This is a genomic window from Umezawaea beigongshangensis (assembly GCF_016464305.1).
GTDB lineage: Bacteria > Actinomycetota > Actinomycetes > Mycobacteriales > Pseudonocardiaceae > Umezawaea_A > Umezawaea_A beigongshangensis.
Map to the genome: position 1 here is coordinate 40,028 of NZ_JAEIOJ010000006.1, position 16,717 is coordinate 56,744.

At 72.2% G+C, this 16,717-nt stretch carries 15 protein-coding genes and 1 pseudogene; 12 read left to right on the forward strand and 4 right to left on the reverse strand.

Features of this window, described 5'->3' with window-relative positions:
• Nucleotides 1-132 precede the first annotated feature (132 nt).
• On the forward strand, nt 133-1,461 hold the full coding sequence (locus IMZ35_RS16295) for a serine/threonine-protein kinase (protein WP_199441946.1): 1,329 nt from the start codon (nt 133-135) through the stop codon (nt 1,459-1,461).
• A gap of 41 nt (nt 1,462-1,502) precedes the next feature.
• Here IMZ35_RS16295 and IMZ35_RS16300 read toward each other — a convergent pair whose 3' ends face one another.
• From IMZ35_RS16300 to IMZ35_RS16310, 3 genes are all read right to left on the reverse strand, one after another.
• Nucleotides 1,503-2,468, reverse strand: a complete 966-nt coding sequence (locus tag IMZ35_RS16300; protein ID WP_199441947.1) for an LLM class F420-dependent oxidoreductase — start codon at nt 2,466-2,468, stop codon at nt 1,503-1,505.
• A gap of 33 nt (nt 2,469-2,501) precedes the next feature.
• The gene (locus IMZ35_RS16305; protein WP_199441948.1) at nt 2,502-3,152 is read right to left on the reverse strand and encodes an HAD family hydrolase; all 651 of its coding nucleotides are present in this window, start codon (nt 3,150-3,152) and stop codon (nt 2,502-2,504) included.
• Between the two features lie 302 nt (nt 3,153-3,454).
• Nucleotides 3,455-4,375 carry a sensor histidine kinase gene (locus IMZ35_RS16310; RefSeq protein ID WP_199441949.1) on the reverse strand — a complete coding sequence of 307 codons (921 nt, stop codon included), beginning with the start codon at nt 4,373-4,375 and terminating at the stop codon, nt 3,455-3,457.
• Between the two features lie 170 nt (nt 4,376-4,545).
• Here IMZ35_RS16310 and IMZ35_RS16315 point away from each other — a divergent pair, with 170 nt between their 5' ends.
• The 11 genes and pseudogenes from IMZ35_RS16315 (at nt 4,546) to IMZ35_RS16360 (ending at nt 14,791) form a co-directional block, all read left to right on the forward strand.
• On the forward strand, nt 4,546-5,412 hold the full coding sequence (locus IMZ35_RS16315) for a YciC family protein (RefSeq protein WP_199441950.1): 867 nt from the start codon (nt 4,546-4,548) through the stop codon (nt 5,410-5,412).
• Nucleotides 5,413-5,462: 50 nt separating this feature from the next.
• Nucleotides 5,463-5,984 carry an MOSC domain-containing protein gene (locus tag IMZ35_RS16320; protein WP_307868236.1) on the forward strand — a complete coding sequence of 174 codons (522 nt, stop codon included), beginning with the start codon at nt 5,463-5,465 and terminating at the stop codon, nt 5,982-5,984.
• 126 nt (nt 5,985-6,110) lie between these two features.
• On the forward strand, nt 6,111-6,560 hold the full coding sequence (locus tag IMZ35_RS16325; protein WP_199441952.1) for a hypothetical protein: 450 nt from the start codon (nt 6,111-6,113) through the stop codon (nt 6,558-6,560).
• Nucleotides 6,561-6,739: 179 nt separating this feature from the next.
• Nucleotides 6,740-7,735: a LacI family DNA-binding transcriptional regulator gene (locus IMZ35_RS16330; protein WP_199441953.1), complete on the forward strand. Its 996-nt coding sequence runs from the start codon at nt 6,740-6,742 to the stop codon at nt 7,733-7,735.
• Nucleotides 7,736-7,857: 122 nt separating this feature from the next.
• On the forward strand, nt 7,858-9,525 hold the full coding sequence (locus IMZ35_RS16335) for an ABC transporter substrate-binding protein (RefSeq protein ID WP_199441954.1): 1,668 nt from the start codon (nt 7,858-7,860) through the stop codon (nt 9,523-9,525).
• Nucleotides 9,522-9,971, forward strand: a pseudogene (locus IMZ35_RS30710) (ATP-binding cassette domain-containing protein); the annotation flags it as partial. The gene IMZ35_RS16335 and the pseudogene IMZ35_RS30710, both read left to right, overlap by 4 nt.
• 46 nt (nt 9,972-10,017) lie before the next feature.
• Nucleotides 10,018-10,518 carry an oligopeptide/dipeptide ABC transporter ATP-binding protein gene (locus tag IMZ35_RS30715; protein WP_307868315.1) on the forward strand — a complete coding sequence of 167 codons (501 nt, stop codon included), beginning with the start codon at nt 10,018-10,020 and terminating at the stop codon, nt 10,516-10,518.
• Nucleotides 10,515-11,495 carry an ABC transporter permease gene (locus tag IMZ35_RS16345; RefSeq protein ID WP_199441955.1) on the forward strand — a complete coding sequence of 327 codons (981 nt, stop codon included), beginning with the start codon at nt 10,515-10,517 and terminating at the stop codon, nt 11,493-11,495. Before IMZ35_RS30715 ends, IMZ35_RS16345 begins: the two co-directional genes overlap by 4 nt.
• A gap of 1 nt (nt 11,496) precedes the next feature.
• The gene (locus tag IMZ35_RS16350) at nt 11,497-12,399 is read left to right on the forward strand and encodes an ABC transporter permease (protein WP_199441956.1); all 903 of its coding nucleotides are present in this window, start codon (nt 11,497-11,499) and stop codon (nt 12,397-12,399) included.
• Nucleotides 12,396-13,412, forward strand: a complete 1,017-nt coding sequence (locus tag IMZ35_RS16355) for an ABC transporter ATP-binding protein (protein ID WP_199441957.1) — start codon at nt 12,396-12,398, stop codon at nt 13,410-13,412. Before IMZ35_RS16350 ends, IMZ35_RS16355 begins: the two co-directional genes overlap by 4 nt.
• Entirely contained in the window at nt 13,409-14,791 is a 1,383-nt protein-coding gene (locus IMZ35_RS16360; RefSeq protein ID WP_199441958.1) for a GH1 family beta-glucosidase, read from the forward strand. Before IMZ35_RS16355 ends, IMZ35_RS16360 begins: the two co-directional genes overlap by 4 nt.
• A 117-nt stretch (nt 14,792-14,908) precedes the next feature.
• On the opposite strand, the gene IMZ35_RS16365 is transcribed toward IMZ35_RS16360, so the two are convergent.
• A complete protein-coding gene (locus tag IMZ35_RS16365; protein WP_199441959.1) occupies nt 14,909-16,714 on the reverse strand; it encodes an ABC transporter ATP-binding protein in 1,806 nt (601 codons plus the stop codon).
• Nucleotides 16,715-16,717 lie beyond the last annotated feature (3 nt).

The following is a 16,717-nucleotide window of genomic DNA, read 5'->3' on the forward strand; positions in this document are numbered from 1 at the left end:
CCTGACGCTGGGTTTGGTGCATTGCCGGGCCGGGTACACGAGCAAGACCTCAGCAGTGTGGTTGACTCCGGTGAGTAGCCGTCCGGCTGCGCAGGGGACCGGTCCGTGGTGGCGCAGTGGAGGATCCGGAAGATGGACGAGGTGTGGGACGGTGAGCTGACCGGGCAGGTCGTGGCGGGGCGGTACCGGCTCCTCGGCCTTCTCGGATCGGGCGGGATGGCCGAGGTCTACCTCGCGCGGGACGTCGTCGTGGACCGCGACGTCGCGGTGAAGGTGTTCGCCACGAAGGCGGCCCCCGCGGACCAGGTCCGCCTCGACCGCGAGGCGCAGGTGCTGCGGAGCCTCAGCGCTCCCGGCGTCGTCGCGGTCTACGGCACGGGCTCCCACCAGGGCCGCCCCTTCTACGTCATGCAGGCGATCGGCGGCGGCACGCTGCGCTCCCGCATGTACCAGCCGCTGGAGCCGGAGTTCGTCGCGCGCGTCGGCTGCCAGGTCGCCCGGACGCTCGCCCACGTGCACTCGAGGGGCGTGGTGCACCGCGACGTGAAGCCGTCGAACGTGCTCCTGGACGACGAGTGCGGTCAGGCGTACCTCGCGGACTTCGGTCTGGCGCTCCAGGCCCACGCCACCCGGCTCACCGGATCGGGCTTCCTCGTCGGCACGGCCGGTTATCTCGCCCCGGAACAGCTCCGCGGCGTCCAGGTCGGTGGCCCGGCCGACGTCTACGGACTCGGGCTCGTGCTGCTGGAGTGCCTGACCGGCCGGCCGGAGTACCCCGGTGGTGACGCGGAGTCGGCGCTGGCCCGGCTGAGCCGTCCCCCGGCCGTGCCCACCGAGCTGCCCGACCCGTGGCCCGAGCTGCTGACCGCGATGACCGACTCCGACCCGGCGATGCGTCCCTCCGCCGCGGAGTGCGCCGACGTGCTGGCCACCGCCGTCGAAACCAGCACCGGTCTCGCCGCGCTCGCGCTGGCCGACCCGGTGGGCGCGCGGCTCGACGTCACCGCCGACCTGGAGGTGCCGCCGCGGCGTGCCCGGCGTGCCGGGCTGCTGCTGGCCGGGGCCACCGCGGCGGCCGGCACCGTGCTCGTGCTCGGCCTGAGCGGGGTGATCGGCTCGTCGCCGCCCGCCACGGGCGAGTCGGGCGCGAAGGACCAGCCGGAGACGACGCAGGTCGTGGACCCGGTGGGGGAGACGACGCCGGTGGTCGACCCGGTGGGGGAGACGACGCCGGTGGTCGACCCGGTCGGGGAGACGACGCAGGTCGTGGACCCGGTGGGGGAGACCTCCGAGGTGACCGCGGCCCCGCAGCCCGCCCCGCCGCCCGTCACCGTCGTCGAGCAGGCCCCGCCGCCCGTCGTGGTGGAGCAGCCCGCCCCGGTCGAGCCCGCGCCGCCGCAGATCACCGAGGAGAACCAGGGCAAGGGCAAGGCCAAGGGCAAGAACAAGGAGGACGACTGACGGGTGGTGCCGACTCGGCACCACCCGTCAGGGGGACGGCTTCAGAGGGTCCGCAGAGCCGGGAGCAGCTCGCTGGTCGCGAACTCCAGGAACGCCCGCTGGTGCTTCTCCCCGATCTGCACGAGCGCCAGATCCGTGTACCCGGCGTCGCGGAACTCCCGCACCGCGTCCACGATCGGGGCCACGTCGGAACCGCACGGGATGCTGGCGGCGACGTCCTCGGGCCGCACGAACTGGGTGGCCCCGGCGAAACCGGCCGGGCCGGGCAGCTCGGAGTTGACCTTCCAACCGCCCGCGAACCAGCGGAACTGCTCGTGGGCCCGAGCCACGGCGGCGTCCCGGTCGGTGTCGAAGCACACCGGGAGCTGGCCGACCTTGCGGGACTTCTTCCCCCCGGACACGCGGTCCCACTCCTGCGACAGCTCGGCCTTCGGCTCGGTGGAGATCATCACCTCCGAGCGGGGCGCGAAGAGCTGCACCGACTGCGAGCCGGACACCGCGACGCCGATCGGCACCCTGGTGGCCGGGAGGTCCCACAGCTTCGCCGAGTCCACCCGGAAGTGCTTGCCCGCGTGGTTGACGTGGCCGCCGTCGAACAGCGCCGAGATCACGTCCACCGCCTCGATCAGCATCTCGTGCCGCACGTTGACCGGTGGCCAGCCGCGGCCGACGACGTGCTCGTTGAGGTTCTCCCCGGCTCCCAGCCCCAGCGTGAACCGGCCGTTCGACAGCTCCTGCACGGTCGCGGCCTTCTGCGCCACCACGGCCGGGTGGTACCGCATGGTCGGGCAGGTCACGTAGGTCATCAGGTCCACCCGCTCGGTGACCTGGCTGACCGCGCCGAGCACGCTCCACGCGTAGGGCGCGTGCCCCTGCTCCACGAGCCACGGGAAGTAGTGGTCGCTGATGACCTCGAAGTCGAAGCCGGCCCGCTCGGCCGACGCCGCGTGCTCCACGAGCGCGCGGGCTCCTGACTGCTCGCACATGAGGGTGTAACCGATGCGCACGAGAGATCGCCTCCGTAAGACGGCAGAGTGTGGCTAGACGGGGGAGAAGGGCAGCTCGTCCAGCCGCCCGCGCAGCTGGTCGAGCGTCGAGCAGACGTCCGCAGCGCCCGCCGCGCGCAGCTCGTCCTCACCGAACCCGCCGGTGAGCAGTCCCACGCAGACCAGGTCCGCGTTGTCCGCGGCCCGGCAGTCCCACACGGAGTCGCCGATCACGACGGCGGCCTCGCCGCCGGCGCGGTCCAGCGCCACGCGCAGGAGGTCGGGGGCCGGCTTGCTGTCCGACACGTCGTCGGAACTGGTCCTGGTCAGGTCGTGCGCGCCGAGCAGGTCGACGTAGTGCTCGACGTGGGCCTGCTTGCCCGAGCTGGCGAGGACGACCGTCCAGCCGCGCTCGCCGATCGCGCTCAGCAGTTCACGTGCGCCGTCGAGGAGCTGGACCTCCTTCAGCACCGGCTCGAACTCGCGTTCCCACGCCTCGCGCAGCCGGTCGCCGTGCTCGTCCTCCACGTCGTCGCCCGCCACGTGACCCACCAGCTTGTCGCCCCCCATGCCCATGGCGCGGTGCACGCGCCACGCGGGCACGGTCAGGTCGATCGACCGGAACGCGCGCAGCCACGCGACCGTGTGGTGGTAGTTGGTGTCGACGAGGGTCCCGTCGACGTCCAGCACGACCGTGTTCGTCATGAGACGGGTGTGCCCCGGGTCGGTGGGGGACAAACGATTCGGGGCACACCGGGAACGACGACCACCCGGAGGTGCCCGGACGTGGATCGCCTGCGCGCTCCGCGGCGTGCCGCCGCGCGGGCGAGATCACCGGTCGTGGTGACGGACGGGGGCGCGCGCGGGAGTCGACTGTGGACGGACGTCGTGCCGCGGGCTTCCCGGCCGCGTCGTCGGCGAGACCGGGGGAGCGGTACGACGTTGTGACACGGTGCCACCTGTCAGCGACGAACGGGTGATTTCCGTGCCGCTCGGGTGATCTTGGATCAGCGGCGCACGTGGACGCGGATCGCCGTGCCCTCGGGGGAGGTGTGGATGCGCACCAGATCGCACAGCATGTTGGTCATCATCAGGCCGTAGCCGCTGAAGCTGCTGCTGGGCGACGGCGGTATGCGACCTGCCGGGGAATCGCCGAAGGTGCCGTTGTCGCGGACCTCGCACACCACGGCGTCGTCCTCCGACCAGATCCGCAGCACACCGCCGCCCGTCGCGTGCACGACGCTGTTCGTGGTCAGCTCGTTCACCGCGAGCACGAGGTCCTCCGCGACGTTCTGCGCCAGACCGCTGTCGAGCGCGTGCTGGAAGACCAGGTGCCGCATCGCGGCGAGCTGCCGAGCTTCGAACGGGTGCGCCACGACGCCGCCCGGTGGCGGAGGCAGCGGCTGGTCGTGCTCGGCGACGGCGGCCGCGGCGTCGTAGGCGGCGCTGACGCGGGAGCGGTTCCGCTCGACCAGCACGGGATGGGTGCGCTCGGCGTCGGCGACGGCCCGCTCGTCCAGGGAGGAGAGGTCGTAGGGGCACCGGATGGTCGCGCGCCGTCCGGCGAACGCGGAGTTGATCAGCGCCTCGTGCTGCACGCAGGCCGGGTACTCCGCCTCGGAGCGCCCCTTCCACACGGCCTCGGACACCACGCGCACGCGCCGGTCGGCGTTCGAGGCCGCGAACGCCATCAGCACACCGGGCAGGATGCGTCCGGGGTTGCGGCCGACCTCGGACATGTCGAGGAACGTCACCCGCTCGCCCAGCCGGCCCAGCTTCTCGCGCAGCAGCGACAGCCCTGGTTCGGGCGTCACCACCAGCAGGGCGTCGTCGGCCTCCACTCCCTCGCTCAGGAAGGTGGTGGTGCCGGCGAGGAGCTCGGTGGTGTCGTGGTAGAGCAGTGCTTCGTGCCCGAAGGGATCGACCATGACCTCGTGGCGCGCATCGGAAGGCGGAGCAGGACACCCGAGGGTAGCTCCGGAGGCTTCCCCGTGGTGCGCACCTCCCGCGTACCGCACCCCGACGAGGAGCCGGAGCCCGGCGACCAGGCACAATCACGGACACTTTCCGAACACGGATCTCGCGGGGGAGCGACACGATGACCTACCCGACCGGTGGAGCGCCCCAGTGGGGCGAGGCACCGAAGCCCGGTGTGATCCCCCTGCGACCGCTCGACGTCGGCGACCTGTTCTCCGGCGCCGTCGCCGCGGTCCGCTCGCACCTGAAGCCGATCGCGGTGGTCTCGCTGGTGGTCGCGGTCGTGTCCCAGCTGCTGACCCTGCTCCTGTCGCTGCCCTTCACCGACGACGTCGCCGCGCTCGCCACCCTGGACCCGAACGAGCCCGACCCGTCGGTGGTCCTCGACGCGCTCGGGGACCTGCTGTTCCTGGGCACGGCCGGTGTGTTCGTCGGGCTGATCAGCCAGGTCGTGCTGTCCGGAATCCTCACCGTCCTGGTGAGCAAGGCCGTGCTGGGCAGGACGATCGGGCTCGGCGAGGGGTGGCGCGAGCTCAAGCCCCGGCTGCCCGGCCTGCTCGGACTGACGGTCGTCACGACGGTCGTGGTGTTCGTGGGCGCGCTGCTGTGCGTGGTGCCCGGCGTGTGGATCGGCGTGCTGGTGTCGCTGGCGTCCACGGCGCTGGTGCTGGAGCAGACGACGGTCAAGCACTCGTTGCAGCGGTCGCGGGACCTGGTGCGCGGCGCGTGGTGGCGGGTGTTCGGCGTGCTGGCGCTGACGACCCTGCTCACGGTCGTCGTGTCCGTGCTGGTGCAGTCGGTGTTCACGGCGCTCGTCGCGGGCGTCGAGTACGGCGTCGGGCCGCTGGTCGTCGAGTCCCTCGGCGGTGTCGTCGCCTCGTTCCTGGTCACGCCGTTCTCCGCCGCCGTCACCGTGCTGCTGTACATCGACCAGCGCATCCGCCGCGAGCGCCTGGACGTGGAGCTGGCCGCCGCCGCCGGTTCCTGAGCGATCGGGCTCGCGGGAGGTACGGTCGAACAGTGGGGACCGTGACGGCCGTGAGCCGGAGTGCGCAGTACACCTTCCACAAGCCGAACGCCGACGTCGTGCGGCTGCTGGCCGGGCTGGGCGTCGAGGGCGACGTGCACCTGGGGGAGACCGTGAAGCACCGCTCGCGGATGCGCCGCGATCCGACGCAGCCGAACCTGCGCCAGGTGCACCTGATCCACGCCGAGCTGCACGACGAGCTGCGCGCGGCGGGGTTCGTCGTGCAGCCGGGGCAGCTCGGCGAGAACGTCACCACCGCGGGGGTCGACCTGCTCGGGCTGCCCGCCGGCACGCTGCTGCGCCTGGGCGGGGAGGCCGTGGTGGAGGTGACCGGGCTGCGCAACCCGTGCGTGCAGCTCGACCGGTTCCAGGACGGCCTGCTGGAGGCGGTGCTGGACCGCGACGCCGACGGTGCGCTGATCCGCAAGGCCGGGATCATGGCCGTGGTGCGCACCGGTGGTGAGGTCCGCCCCGGCGACTCCGTGGACGTCGTCCTGCCCGCCGAGCCGCACGCGCCCCTGCAACCCGTCTGATTCCCCCCGGCCCGGCCTCCGAGCAGCTCGTCCGCCCTCGGCGACCGGTCGGCGTACGTGAACCCCGCCGACGTGCGATACGTGATACACGGTAGTGACACGGATCACGGCGGAAGGGGAAGCGTCATGTCCGCGCCGTTCGACGACTACCGGTCGCTGGGGTGGCGGGTCGTCGCCGAGGGAGGGGTCGTGCGCCTGCCGCTCCTGGGAGGGTTGGCGGCGCTCGCCGTGCCCGAGTGCTGGGGTTCCGCCATGATCGCGGTCCTCGCCGGCTGGGACTGCCGGTGCCCGGTGGTGCGGGTGCCCGCCGCGCGACCGTCCTGGGTCTTCATCTCCGACGGGGACGGCGTCGTGGTGCCGGAGGGCGGCGGCCCGCCCGGCGCGCTGGTGCTCAACACCCACCGCTGCGTGCTGCTGCCGCCGACGACGGTCGGCGGGCGCGCGGTGGGGTGGATGGCCGAACCGGACCCGCTGTCCCGGTGGCTGCCCACCCTGGCCGCCGTGCTGTCCGCCGCGCGGCTGGTGACCTCCGGGGGCGGCCACTCGCTGAGACACCGGCGCAGGTCGGCCGCCTGAGAGCGGATTCCGCCGAGCACCAACGATGATCGCGCTCTCACGGAGTGTGCCGATTCGTTGTGGCACGAGTGTTGACCGCTCTCGCTTCCTCGCTGTTAACTGCATCACACCGCTCCTGTGGAACCGGTGCCCAGACCGGTTCCGGGGTGTGGTCCCACCGCAGTGGACGAGGAGTTCCCGTGCGCGTCACCATCGCCGAGGTCGCCCTGCGGGCCAGGGTGAGCAAGGCGACGGTCTCCCGCGTCCTCAACGCCAAGCCGGACGTCGACGCGTCCACGGCCCGGCGGGTCCGGCAGGTGATCGAGGAGATCGGTTACGTGCCCAGCGCCCGCGCGGCGGGTCTGGCCAGGGGCAACACCCGCACCGTCGGCATGCTCGTCCCGTCGATGACGTGGCCGTGGATGGGCGAGGTGCTCCAGGGCGTCGTGGACACCCTGGAGGCCGAGGGGTACGGGATGCTGCTCTACACCGTCAACCGCGGCGCCGAGTCGCTCGCGCAGTTCGCGAGTCACGTCTCCGCCAACGCGTTCGACGGGCTCCTGGTCGTCGAACCGCCCCACACCACGAACTACATCGCCAAGCTCCACGCGGCGGGCCTGCCCGTCGTGATGATCGACGACCGCGGGACGCACCCCCGGTTCCCGAGCGTCGCGACCACCAACCGCGAGGGCGGGTGGAGCGCCGCGCGCCACCTGCTGGCCGGTGGTCGTTCGCGCTTCGCCGTCGTCACCGGGCCGCGGCACTTCGGGTGCGTCGGGGACCGGCTCGACGGGTTCCGCGACGCGCTCGACGCCGCGGGCGTCCGGCTGAACCCGAAGCTGGTGGTGGACGGCGACTTCACCACAGGAGGAGGCGTGGCCGCGACGGTCGGGCTGCTCGGCACCGGCCTGCGCTTCGACGGCGTGTTCGCCCAGAACGACCTGTCCGCCATCGGGGTGATGCGGGCGCTGCGCGACAGCGGACGCCTCGTGCCCGACGACGTGGCGGTGATCGGGTTCGACGACGTGCCGACGGCGGCGCACACCGAGCCGTCGCTGACCACGGTGCGCCAGCCGCTGCACCAGATGGGAGCGACGGCCGCGCGCCTGCTGCTCGACCACCTGACCGGCAACGCCGTGCGGGACGTTCCGCTGGTGCTGCCGACCTCGCTCGTGGTGCGGAGATCCGCGCCCTGATCGGTCACACCCCGTCCGACCGGTAAGCCCCGCCAGCGCATCCCGTGCCGTCCGTCAGGCCGGTTCTTCGGGCACGTCCGCGTGCGAGAGCGCTCTCTCGCACTCCTACCTCGGGAGAAGGAATGCGTCGTCATCACAGGTCAACGCGCGCTCTGCTCGGCGTCGTCGCAGCGGCGACGCTCGTGCTCGCGGGGTGCTCGGGCGGTGGTGTCACCGCCGCGTCCGATCCGAACGTCCTGACCGTGGGCATGCCGAACGGGCCCCAGACCAACAACAACAACCCGTTCCTGCCGACGTCGGCGAGCTCCTCCCTGGGCTACCGCTACATGATCTACGAGACGCTCGCCCAGCTGAACATGATCAAGCCGGAGGAGGAGCCGACCCCCTGGCTCGCGGAGAGCTGGGAGTGGTCCCCGGACTACACGAAGATCACCTTCACGACGCGCTCCGGCGTGACGTGGTCCGACGGCGAGGCGTTCTCGGCCGCCGACGTGGCGTACACGTTCACCCTCCTGCGGGACGTGACGGCGCTCAACTTCAACGGCCTGCCCGTCGCCTCGGCCACGGCGACCGGTGACGACACCGCCGAGGTGACCTTCACCAAGCCGCAGTTCGTCAACCAGTGGAAGATCTTCCAGACGACCGTCGTGCCCGAGCACGTCTGGTCGAAGGTGCCCGACCCGGCGACGTTCACCGACGAGAAGCCCGTCGGCACCGGCCCGTACGCGCTGAAGACGTTCACGCCGCAGACGGTCGCGCTGACCGTGCGCGACCAGTACTGGCAGGACCTGCCGGAGGTGCCGGAGCTCCAGTACACCTCGTACAACGACAACAGCGCGCAGACCACCGCCCTGGCCAACGGCACGAGCCAGTGGTCCTACGTGTTCATGCCGAACTACGAGCGCCTGTTCATCGCCGAGGACCCCGCGAACCACAAGCTCTGGTACCCCTCGGGCCTCGGCATCCACGGTCTGTGGTTCAACACCTCCAGGGCCCCGTTCGACGACGTGGCGGTGCGCCGGGCCGTCAACGACGTGATCGACCGCGAGACCATCTTCGTGCAGGGCGAGTCGAAGCTCTACCCGAAGATCGACAGTCTCACCGGCCTGCCCTCGCCCGCCGGTGACTCGTTCCTCGCGCCCGAGTTCGCCGACGCCAAGCACGTCGTGGACGTGGAGAGGGCGAAGCAGCGCCTCGCCGCCGCCGGGTACACCCTCGACGGCGACGTGCTGAAGGACGGGTCCGGCGACCCGGTGACCTTCACGCTCACCAACCCGGCCGGTTGGTCCGACTACCTGACCGATCTCGACATCGTCAAGAACAGCGTCAAGCAGCTCGGCATCACCGCCGAGGTCCGGACGCAGACCGTCGAGCAGTGGACCACCGACTTCACCTCGGGCGAGTTCGACGCCTCGATGCGGTGGACCAACACCGGCGCGACGCCGTACGAGATCTACTCCAACGTCATGGACGGCAGCCAGAACAAGCCCGTGGGCGAGGTCGCGGCCAGCACCTTCGGCCGGTTCGACGACGCCGAGGCGACGCAGGCGCTCGCCGACTACGCCGCGGCGCTCGACGACGGCGCTCGCGCCACCGCGCTGGCGACGTTGCAGAAGATCATGGTCGAGCAGGTGCCGATGGTGCCGACCTCCGCCGGTCCGCTGGGCGCGGAGTACAACCAGAAGCACTGGGTCGGCTGGCCCAGCCCGGAGGACCCCTACGCGCCGCCGCAGCCGACGCAGCCCAACGCCCTGCAGATCGTCCTGAAGCTGAAGCCGGCGAACGGATGAGCGGCGAGGTGGTGCTGGAGGCGCGCGGGGTGAGCAAGCTGTTCCCGCTCGCGCGCCGCGGGCGCGACGTGCTCACCCGGCGGGTCAGGGCCGTGCACGCGGTCGACGGCGTGACGCTGCAACTGCGCCGGGGAGAGGTGACCGCGCTCGTCGGGGAGTCGGGTTCGGGGAAGTCCACCGTCGCCAGGCTGCTCGCCCAGCTGTACCCGCCGACGTCGGGTGAGATCCTGCTCGACGGCGAGCCGACCGCCGTGCGGCGCGGCCGGAGGTTCCGGGAGTACTGCAGCTCGGTGCAGCTCGTCTTCCAGGACCCGTTCGCGTCGCTGAACCCGGTGCACACCGTCCGGTACCACCTCACCCGGCCGCTGCGCATCCACGGAGGACGGCTGCGGGGCGCGGAGCTGGAGCAGGCGCTGGAGTCGCTGCTGGAACGCGTGCAGCTGGCCCCGGCGGCCCGCTTCGTCGACAAGTACCCGCACGAGCTGTCCGGCGGTGCTGCTCGCCGACGAGCCGGTGTCGATGCTCGACGTCTCCATCAGGCTCGGCGTGCTGAACCTGCTGCGGGACCTCGAGGAGCGCCTGAGCCTGGCGATCCTCTACATCACCCACGACATCGCCTCCGCGCGCTACTTCGCCGACACCACGCTGGTGATGTACGCGGGACGGGTCGTGGAGGGCGGCGACAGCGAGACCGTCACCCAGAAGCCCGCGCACCCGTACACCCAGCTGCTGATCGCCTCCGCGCCGCACCCCGAGCGCGCGGACGTCGCGGCGGGTCGCCCGGTCCTGGAGACGGCGGCCGAGCCGCCGAGCCCGATCGACCCGCCGGAGGGCTGCCGGTTCAGCCCGCGCTGCCCGAGGGCGGTGGAGCGGTGCGGCACCAGCACGCCGCCGCGCTTCGAGCTGGGGAACGGGCACTGGGCGGCGTGCTGGCTCTACGAGGGCGTGGAGGGCTCGGCCGAGCCGATCCCGGAGCTGGAGGCGTCGTCGTGACCTTCCTGCTGCGGCGAGCCGCCTTCTACCTGGTGACGGCGTGGGCCGCCATCACGATCAACTTCGTGCTGCCCCGGATGCTGCCGGGCGACCCGGTGCAGACGATGATCACCCGCTTCCAGGGCAGGCTCAGCGCGGACGCCATCGCGTCGCTCCACGTGCTGTTCGGGCTCGACGCCGGGGAGAGCCTGCCGACCCAGTACTGGAAGTACTGGGAGAACCTCTTCCGGGGCGACCTCGGCCTGTCGTTCACGTTCTTCCCGACGACCGTCACCGACGTCGTCGCGCAGAGCCTGCCGTGGACGCTGTCGCTGATGGGCGTCACGACGGTCATCAGCTTCGTCCTGGGCACGCTGATCGGCGTGTACGCCGGCTGGCGGCGCGGGTCGTGGCTGGACGGCCTGCTGCCCGTCACCACGTTCTTCTCCGCCATCCCGTACTTCTGGCTGGGCCTCATCGCCATCGCCGTGTTCGCGGTGAACCTCCGGGCGTTCCCCGCCGCGGGCGGTTACGCGCCGGGCGTGGTGCCGGGCTTCACGGCCGAGTTCGTCGGCAGCGCCCTGTACCACGCCGTGCTGCCCGGTGTGACGATCGTCGTCAGCTCCGTCGCGGGCTGGGTACTCGGGATGCGCAACATGATGGTCACGGTGTCGTCGGAGGACTACGTGGTGGCCGCGCACGCCAAGGGCCTGCCGGAGCGCCGGGTGATGCTGCGCTACGCGGCGCGCAACGCGGTCCTGCCGAGCGTGTCGGGCTTCGCCCTGTCGCTGGGCTTCATCGTCGGCGGCACCCTGCTCGTGGAGATGGTGTTCTCCTACCCCGGCATCGGCTTCGTGCTGTTCCAGGCGGTCAACGCCAAGGACTACCCGCTCATGCAGGGCATCTTCCTCATCATCACCCTGGCGGTGCTCGTGGCGAACCTGCTCGCCGACGTCGTGTACCTGCTGCTCGATCCGCGCACCAGGAAGGTGAGTTGACTTGCGCTTCCGCGTGAACCCCAAGACCGGGACCGGCCTGGGCGTCCTGGGCTTCTTCGTGCTGATCGCGGCGATCGGTCCGTGGATCGCGCCGTACGACCCGTCCGCGATGGGACCCGACCTGCTGCGACCGCCGTCGATGCGCCACCCGTTCGGCACGACGCAGACCGGGCAGGACGTCTTCTCCCAGATCCTCGTCGGCACCCGCGGCGTGCTCGTCGTGGGCCTGGTGGCCGGCCTGATCGCCACGGTGCTCTCGGTGGTCGTCGGCGTGACCGCCGGTTTCCTGGGCGGCACGGCCGACGAGGTGCTCTCCGCGCTGAGCAACGTCTTCCTCGTCGTCCCGGCGCTGCCGCTGATCATCATCGTGGTGTCGTTCCTGCCCGACGCCAGCGACCTGGTCATCGCGCTCGCGATCAGCGCGACCGGCTGGGCGTGGGGAGCGCGCGTGCTGCGGGCGCAGACGCTCTCGCTGCGCCAGCGCGACCACGTCGAGGCCGCCCGCGCGACCGGTGAGCACACCTGGCGGCTCATCGTGTTCGAGGTGATGCCGAACCTCACGGCCGTCATCGCCTCCGGCTTCGTCGGCACGGTGATCTTCGCCGTGCTCTCCGAGATCACGCTGTCGTTCATCGGCGTCGCGAACATCTCCAACTGGAACTGGGGCACGGTCCTGTTCTGGGCGCAGAACAACCAGGCGCTCGCGCAGGGCGCGTGGTGGTGGTTCGTCCCGGCCGGGCTGAGCATCGCGCTGCTGGGCACCGCACTGTCGCTGATCAACTTCGGCATCGACGAGTTCGTCAACCCGAGGCTGCGCACATCCGGCAGGGTGAGGGGTGAGAAGGGGGCACGCACGAGGGCCGGCTTCACGCCGGTCGTCCGCACGGGAGGAGACCGGTCGTGACCGTGCTGGAGATCCGCGACCTGTCCGTCGACTACGGGCAGGGCGACGACGCCGTGCACGCCGTCAGCTCGGTGGACCTCACCCTGGAACGGGGCGAGGTGCTCGGCCTCGCGGGGGAGAGCGGCAGCGGCAAGTCCACCCTCGCCCACGCGATGACGCGGCTGCTCCCGCCGCCCGGCGTCATCACCTCCGGCGAGGTGCTCTACCACGGGCGGCGGTCCTCCTCCGACGGCCCGGTCGACGTGCTGGGCCTGACGCCGAAGGAGCTGCGCGCGTTCCGCTGGAGCGAGGTGTCCGTGGTGTTCCAGGGGGCGATGAACTCGCTCAACCCGGTCTCCACGGTGGAGCAGCAGCTCGGCGACGTGTTCCGGGCGCACCGCCGCGACATGACGGCCGCGCGCCGCACCGAGCGCAGCCGGGAACTGCTGGACCTGGTGGGCATCTCGGCCGACCGGCTCTCCGCGTACCCGCACCAGCTCTCCGGCGGGACGCGGCAGCGCGTCATGATCGCGATGGCGCTGGCCCTGGAGCCGGAGATCGTCGTCATGGACGAGCCGACCACGGCGCTGGACGTGGTGGTGCAGCGGCAGATCCTGGAGAAGATGATGCGGCTGCGCGAGCAGCTCGGCTTCGCCGTCGTGTTCATCACCCACGACATCTCGCTGCTGGTGGAGTTCTCCGACCGCATCGCCATCGTGTACGCGGGCCGCGTCGTGGAACAGGCCCCGGCGCGGGAGATCTACCGCGCCGCCGCGCACCCCTACAGCCGCGGCCTGCTCAACTCGTTCCCCGCCCTGCACGGGGAACGCAGGCCGCTCACCGGCATCCCCGGCTCGCCGCCCGACCTGCGGCACGTGCCGTCCGGCTGCCCGTTCCACCCGCGCTGCCCCAGCGCCTTCGACCCGTGCGACCAGGACACGCCGGCGCTCGTGCCACTGGGCGAGCACCGCAGCGCCGCCTGCTGGTTGCACACGACGTCCCCGAGGAGAAGATCAGGAGTGGGAGCGACATGACGATCGCGGGCCAACGAGAAGACGCCGCCACCGCGGACGTGACCGCGGAGCTGCCGGCGAACTTCCTCTGGGGGGTGGCCACGTCGGCCTACCAGATCGAGGGAGCCGCCGCGGAGGACGGCCGAACACCGTCCATCTGGGACACGTTCGCGCGGGTGCCGGGAGCGGTGCACCTGGGAGAGCACGGCGACGTCGCCTGCGACCACTACCACCGGATGCCGCAGGACGTGGAGCTGATCCGGAGCCTCGGCGTCGACTCCTACCGGTTCTCCGTCTCCTGGCCGCGCGTGCAGCCCGGCGGCCGGGGACCGGTGAACGCCGCCGGGGTCGGCTTCTACGACCGGCTGGTGGACGAACTGCTCGCCGCGGGCGTCGCGCCCTGGGTGACCCTCTACCACTGGGACCTGCCGCAGGAGCTGGAGGACGCGGGCGGCTGGCCGGAGCGCGACACGGCTCACCGGTTCGCCGAGTACGCGGGCCTCGTGCACGACGCGCTGGGCGACCGCGTCCGCACCTGGACGACGCTCAACGAGCCGTGGTGCTCCGCGGTGCTGGGCTACGACCAGGGCCTGCACGCGCCGGGCCGCACGAACTTCCCCGACGCGATGCGCGCCGTGCACCACCTGCTGCTGGGCCACGGCCTCGCGGGGCAGGCGCTGCGCGCGGCGGCGTCCGCGGACTTCGAGCTGGGCATCACCCTCAACATGGCGACCGCCTACCCGGCGTCCGACGCGGCGCGGGACGTGGACGCGGCCCGCCGCGCCGACGGCCTGAGCACCAGGATCTACCTGGACCCGCTGGTGCACGGCCACTACCCGGAGGACGTCGTCCGCGACATCGCGGAGCGCGGCGCCGTGCTGCCCGTGCGGGACGGCGACCTGGAGATCATCTCCACGCCGCTGGACGTGCTGGGCGTGAACTACTACTCGTCGCACGTCCACGCCGGTGGTGACGCGCCGCACGAGGACCGGATCGTCGAGTCCGGCCTGCCGGTCACGGCAATGGGCTGGGACATCGTCCCGCAGGGCTTCACCGACCTGCTGGTGCGCCTGAGCCGCGACTACCCCGGCCTGCCGATGGTGATCACCGAGAACGGCGCGGCGTTCGAGGACAGCGCCGACGCGGACGGCTTCGTCGACGACGTGCCGCGCGTGGAGTACATCGCGGACCACATCAGGGCCGTCGGCAGCGCCGTGGCGGCCGGTGCCGACGTGCGCGGGTACTTCGCGTGGTCGCTCATGGACAACTTCGAGTGGGCCTACGGCTACGACAAGCGGTTCGGCATCGTGCGCGTGGACTACGAGACGCAGACGCGGACGCCGAAGCGCAGCGCCCTGTGGTACCGCGACACGATCCGGGCCAGCCGCGAGGAGCGGTAGCCCCGCCGATCGCCGGTCCGGCCGTTCAAGCACGGTGAGTTGAGCGTTCGGGCAGGGCGAGTTGAGCGTTCGGGCAGGGCGAGTCGCGCGTTCGCGCGTCCGGGTGTGCTGGAGCGGTCAACTCGTGGTGCCCGAACGCTCCACTCGCGGTGCTGCAACGGGCGACTGGCGGGTGGGGCGGGTGCCCGACCAGGCCTGCCAGAGGGCGGCGTAGCGGCCTCCTGCGGCCAGCAGTTCGGCGTGGGTGCCCGTTTCCACCACCCGGCCCGCGTCCAGGACCACCACGCGGTCGGCCGTCGCCGCCTGGGTCAGGCGGTGGGCCACCAGCAGGGCTGTCCTGCCCTCCAGCGCGCGGGTCGCCGCCTGCTCCAGGACTCGCGCGCCCGCGCTGCCCGCGTCGGCCGTCGCCTCGTCCAGGACGGCCACCGGGCGGTCGGCCAGCACCAGCCTGGCCAGCGCAAGCTGCTGGGCCTGCGCCACGGTCAGCCGGTGCCCGCCCTCGCCGACCACCGTGGCCAGCCCCTCGGGCAGGGCGGACGCCCACGCCAGCGCGCCGACGCGGTCCAGCGCGGCGGTGACCTCGGCCTCCGTGGCCGCCGGACGGGCCAGGCGCAGGTCCTCCACCAGCGGCCCGGCGAAGACGTGCACCTCCTGGGTGATCAGCGCGACGGTGCGCCGCACGCCGTCGGGTCCCAGGTCGTCCAGGTCGACGCCGCCGAGCGCCACGGACCCGCGGGTGGGCGGGTGCACCCCGGCGATCGTCTTCGCCAGCGTCGTCTTGCCCGCTCCGCTCGCGCCGACCAGGGCGACGCGCTCGCCGGAGACCAGGTGCAGGTCCACGTCGCTGAGCACGTCGTGGCCGGGCACGTAGGAGTGGCCGACGCCCGCGACCTTCACCGAGCCGTCCACGGGGGCGGGCACCACGCGGGGGGCCGGCGGGAGCGGCTGGTCGATCACGCCGACGAGGCGCGACGTGCTCGCCGTGGCGGCCTGCGCGTCGTCGGCCAGCGCGAGCGCCGCGTTGATCGGGTTGAACAGGCCGTGGAAGTACAGGGCGGCGGCGGTGGCCGTGCCGATCGTCGCGCCGCCGTTGCCCACCAGCACGAAGCCGGTGATCAGCACCGCGGCCAGGCCGATGAACTCGGCGACGTTGAGCCGCCCGTAGAACCGGGTCAGCAGGGCGATCCCGCGCATCGCGAGGTCCACCGCCGCGCTGGAGCGGCGGCGCACGCGGGCCACGTGCTCGTCGGCGAGGCGGAACGTGCGCACGGTCGACGCGCCGCCGATGGTGTCGAGCAGCTGCTGCTGCTGAGCGCCCACGGCCACCCGCTGCTCGCCGTGCACGGCGATGGCCCGCCCGGCGTACCAGCGGACGGTGTGCAGCTGCACGGGAACGGCCAGCAGCGCGGCGAGCAGGAAGCGCCAGTCCAGCAGGGCCAGCGCGCCGAAGGTCATGACGATGGTCAGCGCGGAGCGGGCCACGACCGGCAGCGCGGTCCTCACGGCCTCGGCGATGACCTGCACGTCACGCGTGACGCGCGCGGTCAGGTCGCCGGAACCGGCCTTCTCGACCTGGTCCAGCGGCAGGTGCAGGGCGCGGTCGACGAACCGCTCCCTCAGCTGCGCCAGGGCGCTCTCGCCCAGCCGCGCCACGAGCGACACGCCGACCGCCGACGCGACGCCCTGCACGACGGCGACGATCGCGAGCAGCACCACCGGGAGCGTGACGGCGTCGGCGGCGCGGCCCTGCGCGACGAGGTCCACGACGTGGCCGAGCAGGGGCGCGGTGAGCAGTCCGACGGCGGTGCCGACGACGAGGGTGCCGAACCCGGCGACCGCGAGCGCGCGGTGCGGGCGGACGAGTTCGCGCACGGCCCGCCTGGTGCGGGTCCCGGTGGCGACGGGCAGGATCTCGCGGTTCACGAC

What these genes read in the sequence shown, in the direction of transcription:
- IMZ35_RS16305 (WP_199441948.1), bottom strand. Translation starts at nt 3,152, where the DNA reads ATGACGAACACGGTCGTGCTGGACGTCGACGGGACCCTCGTCGACACC.
- IMZ35_RS16310 (WP_199441949.1), bottom strand. Translation starts at nt 4,375, where the DNA reads ATGGTCGATCCCTTCGGGCACGAAGCACTGCTCTACCACGACACCACC.
- IMZ35_RS16295 (WP_199441946.1), top strand. Translation starts at nt 133, where the DNA reads ATGGACGAGGTGTGGGACGGTGAGCTGACCGGGCAGGTCGTGGCGGGG.
- IMZ35_RS16325 (WP_199441952.1), top strand. Translation starts at nt 6,111, where the DNA reads ATGTCCGCGCCGTTCGACGACTACCGGTCGCTGGGGTGGCGGGTCGTC.
- IMZ35_RS16360 (WP_199441958.1), top strand. Translation starts at nt 13,409, where the DNA reads ATGACGATCGCGGGCCAACGAGAAGACGCCGCCACCGCGGACGTGACC.
- IMZ35_RS16315 (WP_199441950.1), top strand. Translation starts at nt 4,546, where the DNA reads ATGACCTACCCGACCGGTGGAGCGCCCCAGTGGGGCGAGGCACCGAAG.
- IMZ35_RS16335 (WP_199441954.1), top strand. Translation starts at nt 7,858, where the DNA reads ATGCGTCGTCATCACAGGTCAACGCGCGCTCTGCTCGGCGTCGTCGCA.